Source organism: Gelidibacter sp. (assembly GCF_035515035.1).
Classification (GTDB): Bacteria; Bacteroidota; Bacteroidia; order Flavobacteriales; family Flavobacteriaceae; genus Gelidibacter.
The window spans coordinates 1-18,523 of the sequence record NZ_DATJCA010000048.1; the positions used below are offsets into that span (position 1 = coordinate 1).

The 18,523-nt window shown below is 37.6% G+C and carries 16 protein-coding genes; 5 read left to right on the plus strand and 11 right to left on the minus strand.

The window, feature by feature from the left end; genetic code table 11:
- From VLZ86_RS04275 to VLZ86_RS04285, 3 genes are all read left to right on the plus strand, one after another.
- On the plus strand, positions 1–2,417 hold a 2,417-nt coding region (locus tag VLZ86_RS04275; protein ID WP_325449080.1), incomplete at its 5' end, for a gliding motility-associated C-terminal domain-containing protein.
- 10 nt (positions 2,418–2,427) lie between these two features.
- Positions 2,428–3,345, plus strand: coding sequence for a type IX secretion system membrane protein PorP/SprF (locus VLZ86_RS04280; protein WP_325449082.1), 918 nt, complete (start codon positions 2,428–2,430; stop codon positions 3,343–3,345).
- Between the two features lie 11 nt (positions 3,346–3,356).
- Positions 3,357–5,267, plus strand: coding sequence for an OmpA family protein (locus VLZ86_RS04285; RefSeq protein WP_325449084.1), 1,911 nt, complete (start codon positions 3,357–3,359; stop codon positions 5,265–5,267).
- A gap of 696 nt (positions 5,268–5,963) precedes the next feature.
- Here VLZ86_RS04285 and VLZ86_RS04290 read toward each other — a convergent pair.
- Positions 5,964–6,458 carry a CAP domain-containing protein gene (locus VLZ86_RS04290; protein ID WP_325449086.1) on the minus strand — a complete coding sequence of 165 codons (495 nt, stop codon included), beginning with the start codon at positions 6,456–6,458 and terminating at the stop codon, positions 5,964–5,966.
- A gap of 394 nt (positions 6,459–6,852) precedes the next feature.
- Complete coding sequence (gene pdxH / locus VLZ86_RS04295) at positions 6,853–7,500, minus strand: pyridoxamine 5'-phosphate oxidase (protein WP_325449089.1); 648 nt, start codon at positions 7,498–7,500, stop codon at positions 6,853–6,855.
- Positions 7,501–7,583: 83 nt separating this feature from the next.
- Between pdxH and VLZ86_RS04300 the strand changes: the two genes are divergently transcribed.
- Positions 7,584–8,003, plus strand: coding sequence for a hypothetical protein (locus VLZ86_RS04300; protein WP_325449091.1), 420 nt, complete (start codon positions 7,584–7,586; stop codon positions 8,001–8,003).
- Here VLZ86_RS04300 and VLZ86_RS04305 read toward each other — a convergent pair.
- From VLZ86_RS04305 to rpsA, 6 genes are all read right to left on the minus strand, one after another.
- Positions 7,990–8,898, minus strand: a complete 909-nt coding sequence (locus VLZ86_RS04305) for a ribonuclease Z (RefSeq protein ID WP_325449093.1) — start codon at positions 8,896–8,898, stop codon at positions 7,990–7,992. The two genes, VLZ86_RS04300 and VLZ86_RS04305, sit on opposite strands and share 14 nt — an antisense overlap.
- Positions 8,899–8,999: 101 nt before the next feature.
- Positions 9,000–9,332, minus strand: coding sequence for a ribonuclease Z (locus VLZ86_RS04310; protein ID WP_325449095.1), 333 nt, complete (start codon positions 9,330–9,332; stop codon positions 9,000–9,002).
- Between the two features lie 10 nt (positions 9,333–9,342).
- The gene (locus tag VLZ86_RS04315; protein WP_325449097.1) at positions 9,343–10,272 is read right to left on the minus strand and encodes an aspartate carbamoyltransferase catalytic subunit; all 930 of its coding nucleotides are present in this window, start codon (positions 10,270–10,272) and stop codon (positions 9,343–9,345) included.
- Between the two features lie 159 nt (positions 10,273–10,431).
- The gene (locus VLZ86_RS04320; protein WP_325449099.1) at positions 10,432–10,782 is read right to left on the minus strand and encodes a hypothetical protein; all 351 of its coding nucleotides are present in this window, start codon (positions 10,780–10,782) and stop codon (positions 10,432–10,434) included.
- A 2-nt stretch (positions 10,783–10,784) separates the two neighbouring features.
- Positions 10,785–11,324: a bifunctional pyr operon transcriptional regulator/uracil phosphoribosyltransferase PyrR gene (gene pyrR, locus VLZ86_RS04325; protein ID WP_325449103.1), complete on the minus strand. Its 540-nt coding sequence runs from the start codon at positions 11,322–11,324 to the stop codon at positions 10,785–10,787.
- A gap of 150 nt (positions 11,325–11,474) precedes the next feature.
- Entirely contained in the window at positions 11,475–13,337 is a 1,863-nt protein-coding gene (rpsA, locus tag VLZ86_RS04330; RefSeq protein ID WP_325449105.1) for a 30S ribosomal protein S1, read from the minus strand.
- A 293-nt stretch (positions 13,338–13,630) separates the two neighbouring features.
- Here rpsA and VLZ86_RS04335 point away from each other — a divergent pair, with 293 nt between their 5' ends.
- Positions 13,631–14,008 carry a LysM peptidoglycan-binding domain-containing protein gene (locus VLZ86_RS04335; protein WP_325449107.1) on the plus strand — a complete coding sequence of 126 codons (378 nt, stop codon included), beginning with the start codon at positions 13,631–13,633 and terminating at the stop codon, positions 14,006–14,008.
- A gap of 244 nt (positions 14,009–14,252) precedes the next feature.
- Here the strand turns inward: VLZ86_RS04335 and cmk are convergent, their stop codons facing one another.
- The 3 genes from cmk to lon all read right to left on the minus strand — a co-directional run.
- Positions 14,253–14,945 carry a (d)CMP kinase gene (cmk, locus tag VLZ86_RS04340; protein WP_325449109.1) on the minus strand — a complete coding sequence of 231 codons (693 nt, stop codon included), beginning with the start codon at positions 14,943–14,945 and terminating at the stop codon, positions 14,253–14,255.
- Positions 14,946–14,979: 34 nt separating this feature from the next.
- Positions 14,980–15,999, minus strand: a complete 1,020-nt coding sequence (gene porQ, locus VLZ86_RS04345; RefSeq protein WP_325449111.1) for a type IX secretion system protein PorQ — start codon at positions 15,997–15,999, stop codon at positions 14,980–14,982.
- Positions 16,000–16,093: 94 nt separating this feature from the next.
- Positions 16,094–18,523, minus strand: a 2,430-nt coding sequence (gene lon / locus VLZ86_RS04350) for an endopeptidase La (protein WP_325449113.1), incomplete at its 5' end; no start/stop codon positions are given.

Genomic DNA, 18,523 nt, shown 5'->3' on the forward strand with positions numbered 1-18,523 from the left:
ATGCCACGATAACTTATACAGATGCAAGTGCAGGTGTTGAAGGTGCACAGATCATAACTAGAACTTGGACTGCCACTGATGATTGTGGTAACACAGCAGAAGGTACCCAAATAATTACTGTTATTGATACGGTTGCTCCTATTTTGACTGTTCCTGCAGATGTTACTGTTGAATGTTCTGAATCCACTGAACCTTCCGCTACAGGAAATGCTAGTGCGACAGACGCTTGTGGTACGGCCACACTAACTTTTGTTGACCGAAGTGAAGAAGCTTGTGGAAACACTGGGGTCATCACGAGAACTTGGACGGCGACTGATGACGCTGGAAATACTGTTTCTGGTGACCAAATCATTACTGTGGTAGACACTACGCCACCAGTACTAACAGTCCCTGCCGATGTTACAATGGAATGTACAGGTCTTGCAAGAGGTACTGGAGATCCATTTGGCGAAGCTACAGCTACTGATGCTTGTGGTAATGTGAGTATTACTTTTGAAGACACTGCGGTAGCAGGTTGCGGAGTTACGCAAGTTATCTCAAGAACTTGGACTGCTACAGATGAATGTGGAAATTCGGTTTCTGGTGTACAAACCATTTCAATTGTTGACACAACACCTCCATCTATTACAGTACCTGCTGATATAACTATTGAGTGCTCAGATTCGACAGACCCTTCAGTGACTGGAAATGCTTCTGCTTCTGACGAGTGTGGTGATGTCAACCTGACATTTAATGACGTAGTAGTTGACGGAAGCTGTGATAATATGAAAACTATTACCAGAACATGGACCGCCATTGATGAATGTGGTAATACTGCAACAGAAGTTCAAACTATATCTGTCGTTGATACGACTGCACCTGTTATTGAGACGCAAGCAAGTAATATAATTATTGATTGTGATATTAATAATGATGCTTTAATAGCTTGGTTGAACTCAAATGGTGGAGCAACTGCAACGGATAATTGTTCATCAAATTTAATCTGGACAAATAACTATAGCAGTACTGCTACAGATTGTTCTTCATCTATAGAAGTCATCTTTACGGTGGATGATGGTTGTGGCAATACGGCTTCAACATCAGCAACGTACACCATACAAGACGTGACAGCACCTGAAATCACAACACAAGCTGCCAATTTAACCGTGGAATGTGATGGTTCAGGAAACACCACGCAATTGCAAAATTGGTTGGATGGAAATGGTGGAGCTTCAGCTACTGACGAATGTTCATCAGTAAGTTGGTCACATAATTTCAGTGGTCTTTCTGACGACTGTGGAGCTACCGGATCAGCTACTGTAACGTTTACAGCTACTGATGGATGTGGAAATACATCTAGCACGACCGCTGTATTCAGTATAGTGGATACTATGGCACCTGTAATATCTACATTACCGGCGGAAACAACGATCGACTGTAATGAAACACCAGTATTTGTTCAGGCCACCGCTTCAGATGCCTGTAGTGGTGAAGACATCACCTTAACTTTTGAAGATGTGACCACGGATGGTACTTGCGTAGGCGATTATACCGTGACTAGAACTTGGACTGCAACGGATGCTTGTGGAAATGTTTCAACAGCATCACAAATCATCAACGTTAAGGATATCACTGCACCAAATCTGGTAACCGAATATGAAACGGAAATAGCAATCACTTGTGATAATATCCCTCCTGTTCCAGAATTGGTATTTGAGGATGCGTGCTCTAATGATATCCAAGTTAAATTTAGTGAAACATCAACCGCAACTGAAGGTAGTTTGCAGTATGTTATCACCAGAACTTGGACAGTTTCTGATATTTGCGGAAATGAAGCCGTGTACACACAAACCATCAATGTTGATAATACAGTTAACATAGTTGTTGCCACAGGCACAGAGCTTTGTAACGATGATAACTTGAATTTTGATCTTTTTGACCTCTTAAGTGGAACGTATGATACCAACGGCACCTGGAGTGTGGTTGCTGGCACTGCAACGCTAGATGGCAGTTTATTCAATCCTTATAAATTGGATTTAGGAACTTATACATTCATGTATGCTATAGCTGATGAATATTGCCCATCTGAAACACTTGTGGATATTACATTGAATGACGATTGTGTGGTATTGCCATGCGGAGCTGAAGATGTGATAATTTCAAAAGCGGTAACCACGTATGCCGATGGTAAGAATGATTTCTTTACAATCACCGGCGTCGAAAATTGTGGGTTCACGGTTGAACTTCAAATTTTCAACCGTTGGGGAGCTATGATCTATGAGTCCAATAATTACCAAAATGACTGGAATGGGGCTTCATCTAAAGGGTCTGTCGGTAATTCAAACTTTGTACCAACAGGAACATATTACTATGTCGTTAATCTAAGAAATAGTGGATTAAAACCTTTTGCAGGTCCAATCTACGTTGCAACCAAATAAACATTAACCTATGAAATTTGTAAAGCTTAATATTATCGTTTTAATACTGTTCACAAGCTGGGTGGGAGTTGCACAACAACTACCACAGTTTACGCAGTATATGTACAATACTATTTCCATTAACCCGGCTTATGCGGGCAGTAGGGAAACCTTAAGTATTGTGGGATTGCACAGGAGCCAATGGGTTGGACTCGAAGGAGCGCCAACTACACAAACGCTCTCCATTCATACACCGCTTAGAAATGAAAAGATCGGATTGGGACTGTCTTTTATAAATGATGAATTGGGATACCAAAATTTCCAATATGTCTATGGCGATTTTTCATACACCATCCAAACCAGTCAAAACACGAAGTTGGCATTTGGATTAAAAGCTGGGTTCACAGGATTTAGTTTGGACTCTGATTTTAGAGAAGCAGAATTTGATGATCCCGTAATCTACGGTTATGAAAACCGATGGAAACCCAATGTTGGTGCCGGTGCCTATTGGCATTCTGAAAGATGGTACTTAGGTCTGTCTGCACCACGCTTATTGAACACAGATTACACTGGAGAGCAAGAATTTGAATCGTTAGAACGCCTTAGCTATTATTTTACGGGAGGCTATGTGTTTGATTTAGGTGCGACCACCAAATTCAAGCCAGCATTCTTAGTGAAAGCAACAAACGGGGCACCATTATCTATGGATTTAACCGCTAACTTCTTATTTAATGATGTGTTTTGGATTGGTGGAGCATTTAGAAAGGATGAAAGAACATCTTCGTTGGGTGGCATTGCCGATTTCCAAGTGTCCAAACAATTACGCATTGGTTACGCCTATGAGTATCCATTCTCTGATTTGAGACCTTACACAAGTGGCACTCATGAAATCTTACTAATGTTTGAAATCTTTAAAAGTAAACGTATAAAATCGCCTCGATACTTCTAAAACCTATGACTATGAAAACAAAATTATTTATATTCTTTTTTGCGCTCAGCAGCACGTTCATGGTTGCTCAAAGAAAATTGGCGGATAAGTTTTTTGAAAACTTTGCGTACGTAAAAGCCACTGAACTCTATGAAGAAGCTGTAAAAAAAGGCGATAGCAGTGAACATGTACTAACCCGCCTGGGCGATTGTTATTACAACAACTCCAGATCAAAAGAAGCAGCGCTGTGGTATGGAAAAGCGGTCAACAAATATAACAAGGTCAACCCGGAATATATTTTTAAATACATTCAGAGTTTAAGAAGTATTAAAAATTATGAGGAAGCTGACAAATGGTTGGTCAAGTTTAAGGACATCCAAGGCAATGACAGTCGGGTAAAAGACTTTGATGCCAACAATCTTGATCTTTATGAAGAATTAGCGTCTACTGAAGACGTTATCGTAAAAACTGAAAATTTGCCTTTCAATACGGAATTCTCAGATTTTGGCGGGTATATTTCTGGTGATATGCTCTATTTTGCATCTGCTAGAGATACTGAAGTACGCAAAAGATACGGGTGGAATGCAGAACCTTTTTTGGACATCTACTATGTAACTGTCACAAAAGATGAGGCTGGTAAAAACACGTATTCAGAAGCTGATTTCATTAATTCCTCAAAAATAAATTCACCATATCACCAAGCATCCATCGCCATTACCAATGACGGACAAACCATGTATTTCACGAGAGACAACGTCAATAAAAGAAATAAATTGGGCTATGACCGTAAAGGAACGTCACACCTAAAATTGTACAAAGCCACGTTAGATAATGGTGCTTGGAACAATATTGTTGAACTGCCTTTTAATGACGAATATTATTCTAATGGACATCCAGCTTTAAGTCCAGATAACACCAAATTATATTTTGTTTCTGACCGTGAAGGAGGTTTTGGACAAACTGATATTTATGTCGTTAATATTTTAGAAGATGGAAACTATAGCGAACCAAAGAATTTAGGTCCAAAAGTGAATACGGAAGGCCGTGAGATGTTCCCTTTTGTTGCCAAAAACAACACCTTGTACTTCTCCTCTGATGGGTATCTGAATTTGGGATTATTGGATATCTATAAGTCGGATATTTTAAAGAATGACACTGCTGAACCTGAAAATCTCGGTGCGCCTTATAACAGTGGTTATGATGATTTCGCATTCTTTATCAATGATGATAACAAAACAGGCTACTTCTCCTCCAACCGACCAGGCGGAAAAGGCAGTGATGATATCTATGGATTTAACGCGGAGCCGTGCAAACAAAAAATTGAAGGTATTGCCAGAAATATTAAAACCAATGAAGTACTTGCAAATGTTGAAGTGAAACTGATCAATAATACAGGTAAAATCATCGCAACGGTCATGACTTCTGATACTGGAGCTTTCACTCTAGATGCTGATTGCGAGAAGACCTATACTGTTCTTGGAAGCAAAAAAGATTATAAGGACGCACGTAAAGAAGTGACGACCAATTTGGAAGATGGTAAAATCAATAATGCCGATCTTTATTTGACACCGTTAATTGATGACAATCAAATTGTTATTAACCCTATCTTCTTTGATTTCGATAAATGGAACATTAGGACTGATGCCGAATACGAATTGGAAAACATCGTTGATGTGATGAGAGAACATCCAAACATGGTTATCAAAATTGAATCTCATACAGATAGTAGAGGAAGTGATAACTATAATATGAAATTGTCTGATAGAAGAGCTAAATCTACAAGAGATTATATCCTATCTCGTGGAATTGCTGCAGAACGTATTGAGAGCGCTATAGGATATGGCGAAACCCAATTACTCAACAAATGTTCTAACGGGGTTAAATGTACCTCTGAAGAGCACCAGTTAAACAGAAGATCCTACTTCTATATATTGAAGGAGTAATTTCCTTTAAATTTTAATTAAAAAAGCAGACCATGAGTCTGCTTTTTTTATGTATTTTTTTTGCTAATTGAGAATTTTTTTACTTCTAAAATGATGGATTTTTGATTCACTATGATCTGGTAACGTTCAATTAAACCTAAACACACCAGACTTTTCATTAGATAACACTCCTAAAACAAATGAGCAGCTTCGGTAATTTTTGGTAGTGGGCTCATCACTTCAGGAAAACAGTATTACTTCAATAAAAGCGGAAATAGCCAAGTAAGGATTCAGAAAATCATATTCCAGCCCTTTTTTGAAACAGTCATAGTCTAAGATTTATGCGATAAGGCCTTTTGCAAAATAATGTGTGATACTGATCTTGATTTTATCATGGACAGCTGATTAGAGGACAAGAAGCTTAGTTTAAATCATGAAGTGATGTGGTCAATTATCTGTTTAATCTAAGGGATGCCTTAAAGGAAGAAAATCCTTCACATTATCTACATGGAGAAATTTAAAACTTGACCACTTTAGGCAATAAAAGAATTCAATAGGAAAGTTATGGGACTATAAAATGGACGTTATAGTGGCTGAAGTGCAGGTCTTGTAACATAATGTTTAAATAATTGTATTGATGCCTTATTTAAACAAAAAAACCGCTCATAGAGAACGGTCTTTTTCACAATAACTAACACTCTTAAAATTCAATTTAGACTAACGCTTAATAAATATATTTGTAAAATACCATTTGCCTTCGGAATTCTTCTCAGCAGAGATATCGAAATCCGTAAAATCACCTTCAATATTGGCCTTATGAGCAGGACTGCTTAACCAGGCATTTACTACAGATTCAGCAGTACTATACGCATAAGCCACATTTTCTGTAACCTTCGTTGCTGAAGCATTTTGAACCAAACTAGATTTACGTTGGAAAAAATTGTTATGGTTCACCTGATTGATAGAAACCATATAATCTGTATGCGTAAAGGCAACCGACTTGATAATGCTTAAGTTGTTTAATGGAGTTAAGTCCATTCCTATTCTGTAATTATTGATTAACTCCAGAATTTCCAATTCAATGAGTTTAGGTGCTGGAGCATTTTTTAATTGAGCATGATCGATCTTGTCTTCTTGAAATTCGTCAGTGGAACAAGAGAAGGTCAGCAAGGCCATTAAAGCCATCATTGGCAGGTAGGTAGATATTTTCATAAGTAGGTTAATTCGATTTGGTTCAGCTAAATTAAAAGACTAATCCGAACTAACTGTTAAAGAAATGTTAAAATCGATGAAAAGCACGTCGTTAATCGATTTTATATGTAAATCATCGATGAAATGCAGATTTAGAGAAAATAATTTGGTAATACAACGATGAATTCATACGTTTTAACGAGACAATGGAGTGTTTAAACTTTCGATGAAAATTTTAAAAATAACTAGCTGTTCAATAACTTATTGGATCAAAGAAACGGCCTATCGGATAGGCTTTTCGAAGTAGAGATCAATTTGGAAAACGGACATTTCATATTGAGGACATACTAATAAGTGCCAACATGACCACTAGCTTTTGTAGCATATTTTAATCAGCAATCCCGAATAACATCCCTCACGGCGAAAGACGTTCCATCACCCAATCAAATTCCTCATTCAATGTAAATCTGATTCTGTCGTGTAATCTATTTGGACGTCCCTGCCAAAATTCAATCGAAATGGGTTTAACCATAAAACCTCCCCAATGTTCTGGTCTGGGAATTTCCTTGCCTTCAAATTTTAATTCAAGTTGATGCAGTTCCTTTTCCAATTCCTCCCTGTTTTTTACAACTTCACTTTGATGGGATACCAACGCACCTAATTGACTTCCACGAGGTCGTGATTCAAAATAGCCATCACTTATGTTGGGTGGTATTTTTTCTGCAGTTCCTTTGATGATCACTTGACGTTCTGCCTTTGGCCAAAAAAATGATAGGCAAACTTTTGGATTGGCCATAATAGCCTTGCCTTTCTCACTCTTGTAATTGGTGAAGAAAATAAAACCTTCATGTGTATATTTCTTAAGAAGAACGACCCTACTTTTAGGAAATCCATCCAATCCAATAGTAGAAATTGTCATGGCATTGGTCTCTGGCTCATCAAAATTAGAATCTACTTCATGGAACCATTTTTGGAAAACTTCCATAGGATTGTCACTGATGTTGGCCTCCAATAAGGCTTGTTTCTCGTATGATTTCCTGTAATTCCCTAAGTCTGCGCCCATTCTAAATTTCCTTAAATGTTAAATATTTGATTTATTTTTTTTGCTGATCAAATTCTTATAAATTTAAACAATATATCCCTGAAATGCGATTTGAAGAAACTAATTATTTTAGTCTACTACCACATTCAAAAATAAAATTTCCATTTGGAAATTTTTATTTTTGTGAGAATTTTGTCCTCTCTGAAGTTCATGAAGGCATTCACTTTGATTGGGATAAAATCCTGGAAGTTATTGGCGCGATGCAGGATTATTATGGTGAAGGAATAGAAATTGCCTATATCTCCAACAGGGTATATTCCTATTCAATTGAACCGCAATTGTGGTATCGATTTCATAAGGAATTTGACTTTCTTATCGCAATTGCTACAGTTGCCTACAACGATTTTGCATACATCAACGCCTCCATTGAAAAGCAGTTTGCAAATATCAGTCTTAAAAGGTGTGATGATTTAGATACAGCGCTTAGTTGGGTCAAACACCTTAAGGAATTTACTCGAAAATGAATTGTTTGCCATCATTGGCCAATTTAACCGTTCTAAAAATGGTTTGTGCTTCCATTTTAAATGCATTCAAGTCATCATAACGTGTAGAATAATGACCTAAAATAAGCGTTTTTACATTCGCTTTCTTTGCTATAAGTGCAGCTTCCTTTGCTGTAGAATGTTTTGTTTTTGGTGCTAAATGAGCATGTTTTTCTAAAAACGTAGCTTCATGATATAATACATCAACATTTCTTATTATTGGCACTATATCTTCTTTATAAGCAGTATCACTACAAAAAGCATAACTTTTTGAGGGTTTTGGTGGTAGGGTTACTTTTTTATGATCTATGAGTACCCCATCATTGTTTAGCACATCATGACCTTGTTTTAACTTATTGTAATACGCCATATCAATATTGGCTTCAATTACAGATGGCATGTGCAAATGCCGTTCACCCTCTTTTTCTTTAAACAAAAAACCATTGGTATAGATACGATGGTCCAATGGAATGGTCCACACCTCTACTTTATCATCTTCAAAAATAAGTTCTGATGTATCTGAGGTCAATTCATGGAAAAAAAGAGGATAATTGGTCCATGAGTCGGCTAGCTTCATCTGCAAAGTGATGACCTCCTTTAAACCTTTTGGACAATGGATGTGCAGTTCAGTTTCTCTGGTCAGGAGTCGGAATGTCGAAATCAATCCCACCAACCCAAAATAATGATCGCCGTGTAAATGCGAAATAAAGATATGCTTGATACGGGCGAATTTAATTTTATTCCGGCGCAATTCCACCTGGGTCCCTTCACCACAATCAATTAAGAAAAGATGGTTGTTAATCTCTAAAACCTGAGAGGTCGGATTGGTATCTTTACGTGGCGTTGCACTGAAGCAACCAAGAATGGTAAGTTTCATTTTTAAAGTTTAGAAGTTAGGAGTTTAAAAATTTAGTACCAAAATGCCTTAACAAATCAAATTTATGGTTGGTATCTCAACTTTGAACTCCTAAACTCATTTTAAATTCCAAGATCCCGTTCCATCTCCTCCATTTCTATCAGGTCATAGGCTTCCTTAAGCGTCGGGACCACCATAATCTCGTCAGGCATCTCATCTAGATTGGCTTGTTCAGAAACAATAACAAAGGAATGCTTGGCACGGCGGTGTTGGTTTGAGATTTCCAAAAACTCAATAATGTCCTGCAAACCAATTTCTCTCAAGACCGACAAATTTATGATGACATTATCATTCTCAAATTTCGGATAGGTCGCCTGAAGTTTTTTCACCAGCTCTATGATGGTACTTTTCTCTTGAGTTATAAGTGTGATGTTGTTTTCTTTATCAAAAATCATAAGAGTCTATTTAATGTTTAATTTTTGAAGCTAATAAATATATGACCGCCATCCTAATGGCTACACCATTTTGAACTTGATCCAAGATAATGGCCTGTTTGGAATCTGCCACGTCACTTGTTATTTCCACCCCTCTATTTATAGGTCCCGGGTGCATAATGGTAATCTCCTTGTCCAGAGAATTGAGCAATGCTCTATTGACCCCATATTGTTGCGTATATTCTCTTGTGGAAGGAAAATAGGTCATATCCATACGTTCGTTCTGAACACGCAACATATTGGCAACGTCACACCATTGGAGGGCTTTTTTTAAATTGGTTTCCACTTTAACTCCAAGCTTGTCAATGTATTTTGGCAATAATGTTTTTGGACCGCAAACCATAACATTGGCACCTTGTAACTGAAGTGCGAATATATTTGAAAGCGCTACCCTACTGTGTAAAATATCGCCTACAATAACAACGTTTTTACCTTGAACTTTACCCAAACGTTCCCGGATGGAATAACTGTCCAACAACGCTTGCGTAGGATGCTCATGTGCACCATCTCCAGCGTTGACGATACTGGCGTTGACATGTTGTGACAAGAACACGCATGCTCCCGGATTTGGATGGCGCATGACCACCATATCCACTTTCATTGACAGAATATTGTTTACGGTATCAATTAGGGTTTCTCCTTTTTTTACGGAAGATTGTGATGCCGAGAAGTTAATCACGTCTGCTGAGAGACGTTTTTCTGCCAATTCAAAAGATAACTTGGTACGTGTTGAATTTTCAAAAAATAAGTTGGCAATGGTAATATCCCTAAGTGAAGGTACCTTCTTGATGGGTCTATTGATGACTTCCTTAAAATGATCAGCTGTTTCAAAAATAAGTTGAATATCCCGAGAATTCAGATCCTTAATTCCCAATAAGTGATTGACACTTAGTTCGCTCATTGTCGGTATTATTTATTGTTTATTCCTATTATTATTCCTACTTAACCCTCTTTATGTTCAAGGTTCAAAGTTCGAGTTCTAAAGTTTGAGATTTCAACTTCGCACCTAGACCAATGCTATATTCAAGCAATACAATTTCAATTTCAACTTCATCTTATATCACTCAACTTGGCTTAGATTGAACTCAAGCTCACTATAGGTGCCATCTTCCTTATTGAATCGTAAATAGACCATCGCTTTATTTAAAAAATCGAATTGTTGCAACATGGGCTGCATCAACTTAAATAATTCTTCGGCATTCCTTCCGTAGGCAAAAAGGCGTCCATCGGTATCATCCATATTCACCTCATGACCATCATATCTGCCAATGTCTTCTGGAATGTTTTCAAACATCAAAGCGTCAACGCGATGGATTTCATCCAAGCCATCAAAGGATCCAAAAGAAACGATCACTTCATCTCCGTTTTCAGAGATTTTTTTGTCGAGCATAAATAATTCTTCACTTGTCATACTTAACTATTAACAAGGTATACGGCATCTTCTCCTCCATGTTCCAACCAATTCACTTTAACCTTTTCTTTATTAATGGCGTCTACCTGTCTGCCGCGATAATTTGGTTGAATGGGTAAATGACGACTAAATCGTCGGTCAATTAATGTGAGCAACTCAATTTCATTGGGTCTCCCAAAGGATTGAATGGCGGTTAAAGCCGCACGGATACTTCGTCCTGTATAAAGCACATCATCAATAAAGACAACGTTTTTATCTTCAACAAGAAAATTAATTTCGGTGGTATTGGCTTCCAAGGGTTTTTCTCCACGGCGGAAATCGTCTCTAAAAAAAGTGATGTCCAGAAGGCCTAATTGGATGTGTTTGACATGATAATCGCTCTTTAAAATTTGAGCTAAACGATTGGCCAAGAATTTGCCCCTGGGCTGGATTCCGATAAGTACTGTATTGGAAAAATCGTTATGTTTTTCAATGAGCTGACACGCCAATCGATGAAGAATGATATTGATCTCTTTGGCATTAAGTAACAGTTTTTGACTCATAGTTTTCCAAACGTATTTGGTTTACAAATTTAGGATAAAAATTCTTGTATGCAATGGTTTTATGAACCTAAGACATAAACTGCGACCGCATAAAACAAAAAAAGCCTTCAACGGATGTTGAAGGCTTTGATTTACAAATGTTTTGAAAGATTATTTCTTCCCGTCCATTTTATCTTTAAGAGCTTGTAAGGCATCATTAGCGTCACCAAGTGTTGGTTTTGCTTCTGCTGCAGAAGCCTCTGCTTTAGCAACAGCCGCTTTTACATTAGCCATTTCCTCTTCTTTAAAGAGTGCAGTATGAGAGGCTACAACACGTTTGAATTCTTTATTGAACTCAATAATTTTAAATTCAGCGGTGTCACCTTTTTTCAATTTCTTACCATCTTCCATTTCTAACTGACGTGAAGGTACGAAAGCAACGATATCTTCGTTAAATTCAACTGTTGCACCTTTATCAACCATTTCAGAGATTTCTGCTTTATGTACAGTACCTAAAGCAAATTCAGTCTCATATTTGTCCCAAGGATTGTCAGTTGTTTGTTTGTGACCTAAACTTAATTTACGGCCTTCAACATCCAATTCCAATACTACAACATCTAAATTGTCTCCAACATTACAGAACTCACTTGGATGTTTGATTTTCTTAGTCCAAGAGAGATCAGAGATATAAATCAACCCGTCAATACCTTCTTCCAATTCTACAAACACACCAAAGTTTGTGAAGTTACGTACAATACCTGTGTGCTTAGAGCCTACTGGGTATTTTGAAGTAATATCAGTCCATGGGTCTGGCGTCAATTGTTTGATACCTAATGACATTTTACGGTCTTCTCTATCAAGAGTTAAAATAACCGCTTCAATTTCATCACCTACTTTTACGAAATCTTGAGCAGAACGTAAATGTGTTGACCAAGACATTTCACTTACGTGAACTAAGCCTTCCACACCTTCTTCTACTTCAATAAATGCACCGTAATCAGCAATTACAACAACTTTTCCTTTCACTTTATCGCCAACTTTAATCGTGTCGCCTAAAGCTTCCCAAGGATGTTTGCTCAATTGTTTTAAACCTAACTGGATTCTTGATTTATCTTCATCAAAATCAAGGATAACAACGTTAAGTTTTTGATCCAATTCAACTATTTCGTTTGGATGGTTGATACGTGACCAAGAAAGGTCAGTAATGTGAACCAATCCATCTACACCACCAAGATCGATAAAGACACCATAAGAAGTAATGTTTTTAACAACACCTTCCAATACTTGTCCTTTTTCTAACTGGCTAATGATTTCTTTTTTCTGCTCTTCAATATCCGCCTCAATAAGCGCCTTATGAGACACAACAATGTTTTTGAATTCGTGGTTGATTTTCACAACTTTAAACTCCATTGTTTTATTAACATATTGATCGTAATCTCTAATAGGTTTTACATCAATTTGAGAACCTGGCAAGAACGCTTCAATACCAAATACGTCAACGATCATACCACCTTTAGTACGACATTTTACGAAACCATTTACAATCTCACCTGTATCATGTGCATTGTTTACACGATCCCAAGCTTTGATTACTCTAGCTTTACGATGAGATAAAACCAACTGACCGTTAGCATCTTCACGTACATCAATTAATACTTCTACTTTGTCACCAACTTTTAAATTAGGGTTGTAACGGAACTCATTTAGAGAAATTACACCTTCAGATTTTGCGTTGATATCAATGATAGCATCACGATCGGTAATATGGATGACTTCACCTTCAACAACTTCATCATCTAAGGTATCAACAAAATTTTCCGATACTAATTTTTCGAATTCCTGAAGTTTTTTGTCGTCTACTTGCTCAATACCTTCTTCGTAGTTGTGCCAGTTGAATTCTTCTAAAAACTTTTCAGGGTTTGATTGCGCTTCTGATACTTTAGGAGCCGCGTTTTCAGTAGTTTGAGTTTCTACTGCTGTTTCTGTTGCTTCGGTAGTTTCTACCTCCGCTGGATTTGTTTCTTTTTCAGACATTTGCTGAATACTATGTTTGTATTCTGAGTGTTCTTGGAAGTTTTACGCGATCAACACACAGAAGTGTTATTTGCTTTTTTGCTTTATTCCTTTTATCTTCCATGGGTATCGCTAAAAGGAGTGCAAAAATACAACATAATTCTCTCATTTACAAATTATTTAATGAACTTAGAATAAGAGCTTAACCTTCTCATATCGATTCAGTAAACATTGGTCGCGATTGCGTTATAATTTTTTACAAATATTCGATATATTTACATTTACACTAATATTAAATTTAAAAAATAACTATCATGGTAAAATCTAAGTATCAAAGTGTTTTGGATCTAGGAAAGGAACTCAACATTGAAAATGGCGATGTCTCAGAAGAAAATGGCGTTTTAAAAATCAAAGGGACGGCGAAAAATCAATATGAAAAAAATCTTTTGTGGGATAAAATAAAAGCAGTTGGTGGCGAAAACCCTAAGGATATCAATGCAGATATTAAAGTGGCAGATACTTCTGTCTTTGCGAGACACACTGTGAAGTCAGGAGAAACTCTTGGAAAAATAGCAAAGCAATACTATGGTGACCCATCCAAATACCAAAAGATTTTTGCTGCGAATTCTGATATTTTAAAGAATCCAGATATGATCCATCCAAATCAGGAGCTAATCATCCCGAATTTATAAATCATATTATTAAAATTTATTAAAATCTTAAGAGCTAAAAACGATCTCCATGGTCGTTTTTTTTATGGAAGATGGATTTATGGAAATGGAAGCCTAAGAAAGCAGTGAATGCTGATGTTTGCAGAAATTCGCTATTTTTGTTAAATTGAAATTTTCCTCATTCGTTTAATAATTGATGAATGATTTAATAAATATTCATGTGTCTTTGCCCTCTTGCTTCTCTGCCCTATCAATTTGTACAACCTTATGGTTTCTCAATCGTCTCTTGAGCCAAAGCATAGAGCTTTTCAAATTGTGCCTCCAGTGATAAATTAGAGTTGTCTATTTCTATAGCATCTTTCGCCTTCATCAATGGAGAGTCCTCTCTTGTAGAATCAATCAAATCACGCGACTCCACATTCTTCAAAACATCTTCATAACTCACATTTTCATTGCGGTCAAGAAGTTCCTTGTAACGTCTTTTGGCTCTTGTTTCCGCGGAAGCGGTCATAAAAAACTTCAATTCGGCATCAGGGAATACCACCGTACCAATATCACGGCCATCCATAACCACACCTTTCTCCATCCCCATTTGCTGTTGTTGTAATACCAACATTCTACGGACTTCTGAAATTTCTGCCACTTGACTCACATATTGTGAGACTTCTAAGGTTCGGATCTCGTGTTCCACATTTTTGCCGTTCAAATACATTTCAGCAAAGCCTAAATCTTCATTATATTTAAAGTGAATTCTAAGACTTTCTAAATCAGAAACCAATTTTTCAACGTCAAAATTACCTTGAGAGATAATTCCGTTCTGCATCGCATATAAAGCCACTGCTCTGTACATGGCACCAGAATCCACATAGACATAACCCAAAGCTTTAGCCAATTGTTTGGCAACCGTACTCTTTCCTGTTGATGAAAAACCGTCAATGGCAATAGTAATCTTCTTCATATTAATTTTCCGTTGAATGGGAACTATTTTTAATTTATCTTAAATCTATTTGTAATCCAAAAAAACTGGTATTTGACGCCCCCGTATAACGCGCATGGGTATAACTAAAACGCATTTTGTTCATCTTTATACCTATGCCAAAAGAGAGGCCCGAAAAGTTACGCTGATCGACTATGCGGAGTTCTTCAGCACGCCTAAAATTATAACCCAATCGCAGATTAAATCCCCGCTCAGGAAAAAGTTCAGCACCAATAATGGCATGGCGCATCACTTCGTTTAAAAACCCTACCTTTTCTTGGGTTTGATTGCCGTCCAAATCAGTCGTTGCCCTTGCAGGATTCTTAAATCCGATGGGCCATTGCTGTAAGTTTTCAAAAGTAAGATGCCATCTTATAGGCACATGTTGCAAGGTTTGGGAAAGACCTAAGTTGACCTCCAAGGGTAATTTCTCGTGCAGGTCAGCATAGGTTGTAAACTGGGTTCCAAAGTTTCGCACGGTCAAAGCAGCGTGAAAATCAAGATTCTCATTGATATACATTACGCCAGCATCAATGGCCCCACCAATTGAATTGTATTGTTCCAATTCTGACGTAATCAATTTTCCATTGGCACCAATGTAGAAATCTGAATAGGGAATTTTAAACGCATAACCAAAGGACAAGGCCGCTTCACTCCCTGTAAAGGTTCCGGTAGAGACGCCATTTTGATCATACCCATCAAATTTTCCGTAATTGATATAAGTCATCCCAATATGAAATGTTTGCACGTGCCTGTCCCAGGTATAGGCATAAGCACCCGTACCATAGCTGATACCACCTAAATAACTTGAATAATTTAAGGCCAATTGATTATCCATTTCAGGATTTATAGTGGCAGGATTGTATAATCCGCCCGTAACATCATAATCAAAATTAGTGATCACTTTACCACCTAATGCGGCTTGTCGTGGTGAAGATACCAAGTTCAAGAATTGATAAGTGGATTCACCACCAAGTTGAGCGAAAACTGAGATGTTCGAAGCAATAAAGAATAAAACAGTAATCCTCTTGATCATAGAACGACAAAAGTAGTATATCTTACTTAAAACGCTGATATGTTTGATTTATTTTTAAATCAAAAAAAACGGCAACAAATTGTTGCCGTTCATATTATAGAGTTTTTGCATTCTTCACTTTCTCATCCGTGAGGGCTACTTTTAGAACCTCTCTCATATCCGTTACATAATGAAAAGTCAGTCCTTTCAAATACTCAGGCTTAATCTCTTCGATGTCTCGTCTATTCTCTTCACAAAGTAAAATTTCTTTTATTCGCGCACGTTTGGCCGCTAGAATTTTCTCTTTAATTCCTCCAACAGGCAATACTTTACCTCTCAATGTAATTTCTCCTGTCATGGCCAGACTGTTCTTGACTTTTCTTTGGGTAAACAGTGACACTAACGACGTCAACATTGCCACACCGGCACTCGGTCCATCTTTTGGGGTCGCCCCTTCTGGCACGTGGATGTGAACATTATATTTTTCGAAAACTTCTGGGTCAAGATCAAATTCATCGGCATTGGACTTTATGAATTCCATGGCAATGGTGGCAGACTCTTTCATGACCGTTCCTAAATTACCGGTAATGGTCAACGTACCCTTTCCTTTGGAGAGAATGGATTCGATAAATAAGATATCGCCTCCTACCCGCGTCCAGGCCAATCCAGTAACAACACCAGCAACATTATTGCTTTCATATTTGTCACGCTGCATTCGTGGCGATCCCAAAACCTCTAAAATATCCTCATTGGTTACCTTCACATTATAGGTCTCCTCCATCGCGATATTTTTAGCCGCAAAGCGAACCATTTTTGCCAATTGTTTTTCAAGTCCTCTTACTCCGGATTCTCTGGTATAACCCTCCACAATTTTTTCCAATTGTGGCTTGGCAATTTTCAAATGTTCCTCCGTTAATCCATGCTCTTTAATTTGTTTTGGCAAGAGATGACGCTTGGCAATTTCCACCTTTTCTTCAATGGTATATCCCGTAACATCGATGATTTCCATACGGTCCAACAAGGCGGGCTGAATGGTACTCAAACTATTTGCCGTTGCAATAAACATCACTTTAGAAAGGTCAAAGCCCATTTCTAAAAAGTTATCATGGAAATCGCTGTTTTGTTCAGGATCCAAGACTTCCAACATGGCAGAAGAAGGATCTCCTTGATTGCTATTGGATAATTTATCAATCTCATCCAAAACGAAAACTGGATTAGAAGTTCCTGCTTTTTTCAAGCTCTGAAGGATTCTCCCTGGCATGGCACCAATATATGTTTTTCTATGGCCACGGATCTCTGCTTCATCACGCAATCCACCCAAAGACATTCGGACATATTCTCGGCCTAAAGCTTCGGCTACCGATTTTCCTAAGGATGTCTTCCCAACTCCTGGAGGTCCGTATAGACATAGAATAGGCGATTTCATATCATTTCGCAATTTTAAAACTGCCAAATATTCGATAATCCTTCTCTTGACATCATCCATTCCGTAATGATCGCGATCCAAAATGCGTTTAGCGCGTTTTAAATCAAATTTATCCTTACTGAACTCATTCCAAGGCAATTCTAAAAATAGTTCTAAATAATTTCTTTGAATGGAATATTCTGCAACTTGTGGATTCATCCGTTGCATCTTCATCAATTCCTTTTGAAAATGTGCTTCAACTTTCTCATCCCATTTTTTGGTTTTCGCCTGCACTTTCATTTCGTCAATTTCTTCATCATAAGACACACCACCCAATTCTTCTTGAATGGTTTTCATCTGTTGATGCAGGAAATATTCTCGTTGTTGCTGGTTCATGTCGCTCTGGACCTTGGATTGAATAACATTTTTCAGTTCCAATTTTTGAAATTCGACATTCATGAATTTCAAAGTTGCCAAGGCACGCTCCTTCAAATCACTGATTTCCAATAACTTTTGTTTTTCCTCTACAGAAAGGTTCATATTGGAAGACACAAAATTCACCAAAAAGGAATTGCTTTCAATATTCTTAATCGCAAAACTTGCCTCTGAAGGAATGTTTGGACTTTCACTTATAATTTGAAGCGCCAGATCTTTGATAGATTCAATAATGGCAGAGAATTCCTCATTGTCTTCGGCTGGCTTGGCCTCTGAAACATTTTTAACTGTGGCCGTAATATACGGTTCCTCCGTGATGATCTGATCCACTTCAAATCGCTTCTTTCCTTGAATAATGATGGTGGTATTGCCATCAGGCATTTTCAGAACACGGAGTATACGTGCTACTGTACCCGTTTTATAAATGTCTTTCCCTTCCGGATCTTCTATGCTCCCATCTTTTTGAGAAACGACTCCAATAACCTTAGTTCCTTTATTGGAATCATTGATCAGCCTAATGGATTTATCCCTTCCGGCGGTGATTGGGATAACCACACCTGGAAATAATACCGTATTTCGTAATGGTAAAATAGGTAAGGTTGCCGGCAATTCCTCGTTGTTTATTTGTTCTTCATCTTCTGGTGTCATCAACGGAATTAACTCAGAATTTTCGTCAAACTCCTGAAATGACAAACTGTCAAGACT